The sequence below is a fragment of the Streptomyces sp. NPDC127084 genome (assembly GCF_042724175.1).
GTDB lineage: Bacteria > Actinomycetota > Actinomycetes > Streptomycetales > Streptomycetaceae > Streptomyces.
Genome location: NZ_JBHXFA010000022.1, coordinates 1 through 4,326, shown reverse-complemented (window position 1 = coordinate 4,326; position 4,326 = coordinate 1). Strand labels below are relative to the sequence as shown.

General features: G+C 71.2%; 4 protein-coding genes. 1 reads left to right on the top strand and 3 read right to left on the bottom strand.

The window, feature by feature from the left end; translation table 11 throughout:
• Nucleotides 1-113: 113 nt before the first annotated feature.
• Both ACFWI9_RS07960 and ACFWI9_RS07955 read right to left on the bottom strand, forming a co-directional pair.
• The gene (locus ACFWI9_RS07960) at nt 114-1,505 is read right to left on the bottom strand and encodes an amidase (RefSeq protein WP_387159747.1); all 1,392 of its coding nucleotides are present in this window, start codon (nt 1,503-1,505) and stop codon (nt 114-116) included.
• Nucleotides 1,492-1,701 carry a hypothetical protein gene (locus ACFWI9_RS07955; RefSeq protein ID WP_387159746.1) on the bottom strand — a complete coding sequence of 70 codons (210 nt, stop codon included), beginning with the start codon at nt 1,699-1,701 and terminating at the stop codon, nt 1,492-1,494. The genes ACFWI9_RS07960 and ACFWI9_RS07955 overlap by 14 nt, the downstream gene beginning before the upstream one ends.
• A gap of 356 nt (nt 1,702-2,057) precedes the next feature.
• Here ACFWI9_RS07955 and ACFWI9_RS07950 point away from each other — a divergent pair, with 356 nt between their 5' ends.
• The gene (locus tag ACFWI9_RS07950; protein ID WP_387159745.1) at nt 2,058-2,957 is read left to right on the top strand and encodes an MBL fold metallo-hydrolase; all 900 of its coding nucleotides are present in this window, start codon (nt 2,058-2,060) and stop codon (nt 2,955-2,957) included.
• Between the two features lie 298 nt (nt 2,958-3,255).
• On the opposite strand, the gene ACFWI9_RS07945 is transcribed toward ACFWI9_RS07950, so the two are convergent.
• Nucleotides 3,256-4,083 carry an ATP-grasp domain-containing protein gene (locus ACFWI9_RS07945; protein WP_387159836.1) on the bottom strand — a complete coding sequence of 276 codons (828 nt, stop codon included), beginning with the start codon at nt 4,081-4,083 and terminating at the stop codon, nt 3,256-3,258.
• Nucleotides 4,084-4,326: the final 243 nt, after the last annotated feature.

The following is a 4,326-nucleotide window of genomic DNA, read 5'->3' as shown; positions in this document are numbered from 1 at the left end:
GGCGGCGCGGCCCCCCCCGCCTTAATACACGTCGCCGCCACGGGCCCAGGACACCCGAGCGCACGCCACGGGGGGGTGGCCCGCAACCCCCCGCCCCGCCCCCCGCGCCGTTCTCAGGCCACCGGTACCGGCTCGCGGGCGGGCCGGGTCTGCTCGTAGGCATGGCCGACGCGCAGGAGCACACTCTCGCCCAGGGGCCGTCCCAGCAGTTGCATGCCGATCGGCATACCTGCGGCGTCATGGCCGACCGGCACGGACAGGGACGGCATTCCCGTGATGTTGGCCGGGGACGAGAGGCGCACGTAGGCGTCGGAGACGCCCTCGACGGTGCCGTCGGCCCAGGTGATCGCCTCCTGGCCGGCCTTCACAGCGGTCGCCGGGACGGTAGGGGCGGCGACCACGTCGACCTCTCGCAGCGTGCGGGCCCATTCCCGCCGCATGAGGGTGCGCGAGCGCTGGGCGCGCAGGTGGTCCCCGGCAGGCATCAGTGCACCGGCCTCCAAGAGGACGCGGACGTCGGCCTGGTAGAGCTCGGGGACCGTACGCAGGGTGTGCTCGTGGTAGGCGGTGGCCTCGGGCACCATCAGGCCCCACTGGGTGGCCTGGATATAGCGGGCCATGGGGATCTCGACGTCTACGAGGCGTGCGCCGAGGGCTTGGAGGTGGTCGACGGCGTGGCGGACCGCGGCTTCGACCTCGGGGGCGACATGGTCGAAGTAATAGGTGCGGGGCACGCCGATCCGCACCCCGGTCAGGCTCTCGCCGGCGGCCGGCCGGTAGTCGGTCGCGGGCGCCGCGACAGAGGCGGGGTCACGCGGGTCGTGTCCTGCCAGGGCGTTCAGGACCAGGGCCGCGTCCTGGACGGTGCGGGTGATCGGGCCGACGTGGTCCAGCGACCAGGACAGGGACGTGACGCCGTGGCGGGGAACCAGGCCATAGGTCGGCTTGAGGCCGACAACGCCGTTGAGCGCGGCGGGCACCCGGATCGACCCGCCGGTGTCGGTGCCCAGGGCAAAGAACGCGGAGCCCGACGCCACCGCGACGGCCGATCCGCCGCTGGAGCCTCCGGCGATCCGGCCCGGGTCCCAGGCGTTGCGGGTCTGCGCGGTGATCAGGCCGTACGCGAACTCGTGGGTGTGCGTCTTGCCGAGCAGGACCGCGCCGGCCGCCGTCAGGCGTGCGGCGACCGTGCTGTCGCTCTGCGCGCGGTGGCCGGCTCGGACCCGCGAACCGGCCGTTGTCGCCATGCCGGCCACGTCGATCAAGTCCTTCAGGCCCATCGGGATACCGTGCAGAGGGCCGCGGTAGCGGCCGGTCGCGATGTCGCTTTCGGCCTCGCGCGCCGCCCGGCGCGCCCGATCCACATCGACCGTGACGTAGGCGTTGAGGCCCGGCTCCACCTGCCCGATGCGGTCGAGGACCGAGTCCACCAACTCGACCGGGGACAGCCGCCCGGTCCGGATCATGTCCGCGGCGGCGGCGAGGGACAGCTCATGCGGCCGCATCGTGCTTCCCCTCTCCCGCGCGGTAGGCGCCGGCGGGCGCAGTCTCGCCGAAGTCCAGCTCCCGCAGGACCGCGACGACGGAGTGGATGTGCCGGGCGACGGCGGCGACCGCCGCGTGGCGGTCGACGGGCAGCGGAAGTCCGGCACGGGCGGCCTCATGGGCCGCCTCCGGCGGCGTGAGCTCAACAGCGCGCATATACGCCCTTTCCTGTTCAAAGGAGGAGTGGCAGGGCAGTGGCAGGGCCCATCAAAAGCTAAGATCTTGCGTTAGTGGACTCTAGAGGGCTACAGTGACTTAACGCAAATTTGTTGCGTTTACTGGAGAGGGGGTCCCCATGTCCGGCCCATTTCTCCCCGGGAGCGGGCCCCAACGCCCTGCATGCGGCCTGCGGCATGGTCCTCGGCGCCCTCCGCGCCGCGCTCACCTGCAGACGCCCTGGCGGCAGACGCCCTGGCGTCCGGCACCGCTGCCGCAGCGACCGGCGGATGCCCGCCGCCCTGCCCCTCCACTCCATGGAACCTACGCTGATCAGAACGAAGGAACGAGGAACCATGCCCTCTGCCCTCCCCACCCCCACCGCCGCCTGGACCGTGGGCGACGTCACCGTCCTGCGCATCGACGAGACCCTGCTGCCGCCCTCGACCGGACCGTGGCTACTGCCGGACGCCACTGCCGAGGTGGTGACCGGGCAGGACTGGCTGCGCCCCCACTTCGCCGACCGTGAAGGCATCCTGCACATCGACAGCCACAGCTTCGCGTTCACCGTCGGCGGCCTGCGCGTGCTGGTCGACACCGGCATCGGCAACGGCAAGGAGCGGGCCAACCCCGCCTGGCACGACCTGAACACCGACTACCTCCAGCGCCTCACCACCGCCGGATTCCCCCCGGAATCGGTCGACCTGGTGATCCTCACCCACCTGCACGCCGACCACGTCGGCTGGAACACGCGCGAAGCGGACGGAGAGTGGGTCCCCACCTTCCCCCACGCCCGCTACGTCACCTCCCGCACCGAGAGGGAGTTCTGGGCCGGGTACGACATGGAGGAGGCACGCAAGCAGATGTTCCGCGACTCCGTGACGCCGATCGAGCAGGCGGGCCTGCTCGACCTCGTCGACGTCCCCACCGAGGGCGCCGAAATCGCCCCCGGCCTGCGTCTGCTGCCCACGCCCGGCCACACTCCCGGCCACGTCGCCGTCGAGCTGACCAGCCAGGGCGAGACCGCGCTGATCACCGGCGACTGCATCCACCACCCCGTCCAGCTCGCCCACCCCGCCATCGGCGCCTGCGTTGACATCGACCCGCAGCAGTCCGAGGCCTCGCGCCGCGAACTGCTCGCCGCCCTCGCCGACACTGACGTCCTCGTTCTCGGCACCCATTTCGCGCCGCCCAGCGCCGGCCGCGTGACCACGCAGGGGGACGCCTACCGACTGCTGCCGGTCCCCGCAACGTGACGGCTCGCGTCTTTCCGGTGAACCACGACCCCGAATAGGGGAGGCACAAGCTGTGCCCAAGCGGAGTAACCCCTCGGCCACATGCGGCCGCCGGCCGCACCTTCACCCTGAGCGCTGCCTGGCCGCCCGGGCGGCGATCTGCGCGGCAGCCGGTCCCAGGCCGGCACGGTCGCCTTGCCGTGGAGGCGAGTGGCGGTGACGGCCTGCTCGGCGCCCCAGGTGGCGGGGTCGCCGAAGACAAAGTCGCCGCCGTGCTTGGGCGGGCGGCCGCCCTTCGGGTCGTAGGCCCGTCGGCGTTTCAGCCGGCGAGGTGAGCGTCGTCGATATTCCGGCAGAACCGGCGGTCTCGCTCCGCCATCCGTGTCCGCGGACCAGCTGAGCGCAGGACGACGTCCAGGACCCGGTCAGGATCCGCGGCATAGCTGTTGCTGAACCACGCCATGTTGGCCTCGACCACCGCCCACTGGTCGGCGGCGCCGTGTTCAGGTGTGCCCAGGAGCCCGATGTCCACGACCACCGCGCTGGGCAGGCCACCGCCGCACGTGGTCAGGAGATCATCCGCGAAGTCCAGGACAGCGTCCTCACAGCGGTGCCCTTCCAGCCGCTCGGCGTCGAGACGGCCGAAGGTGGCGTACTGCGAACCCGTACGGACCTCGCCGTCCAGGAGATACAGCCGGAACTCCGCTGCCCAGGTCACCACGTCGCTGATCTGTACTGGCACGTCCGGTGACAGCTCCGGCCCCGTCGGGAGGCAATGACCGCCGGCGTAGACCGCGGCCGGGAAGCTCTTGTCACTCGGCGGCTTGACGAACGCCGGTCGGGACAGACGGCGGGCCTCGTCCAGGGTCGCCATGGCGATGCGCCGTCCGATGTACTCGTAGGGCAATGCGGCCAGCCAGTCGTCGGACGGCTCCAAGAGCGCGACCTCAAGGGCGTCCACGACGCGTGCCGCGAAAGCGGGGCCGCCGTAGTAGTGGCCACCACGCCTCCCCGTGGCGGTGCCCGCACCGCCACGGGCGGGGAGTACTTCGACATCCATCCCCCGCCGATGCGCCGACGCCGAGAGCAGCTCGGATGTCGTGGTGTACTGCGGCGCCAATGCCAGGAATCCATGCTTCGTCACGATTGCCGACGATGCCACCGATCCGGCCGAACAGTCCACGGCATTCGGGCCCGCCCCGGGGTCGACCAGCCGGTCAATGGGGGCCGAAAATTCAACACGCAGGGGACCGAGGCCAGTCAGGCCCGGAGTCAGTCCCCGAGGAACGCCGAATACATCCTCCTTACCTTCTTGCTTGGGTTCGTCCTGGTCCTTCGTACGATCGGGAGGCCCAGGGGTTCCGGGTGTGGCTGCCATCCTCATGCCGTT

Coding starts and splice junctions, on each gene's coding strand:
- ACFWI9_RS07960 (WP_387159747.1), bottom strand. CDS start 1,505: ATGCGGCCGCATGAGCTGTCCCTCGCCGCCGCCGCGGACATGATCCGG.
- ACFWI9_RS07955 (WP_387159746.1), bottom strand. CDS start 1,701: ATGCGCGCTGTTGAGCTCACGCCGCCGGAGGCGGCCCATGAGGCCGCC.
- ACFWI9_RS07950 (WP_387159745.1), top strand. CDS start 2,058: ATGCCCTCTGCCCTCCCCACCCCCACCGCCGCCTGGACCGTGGGCGAC.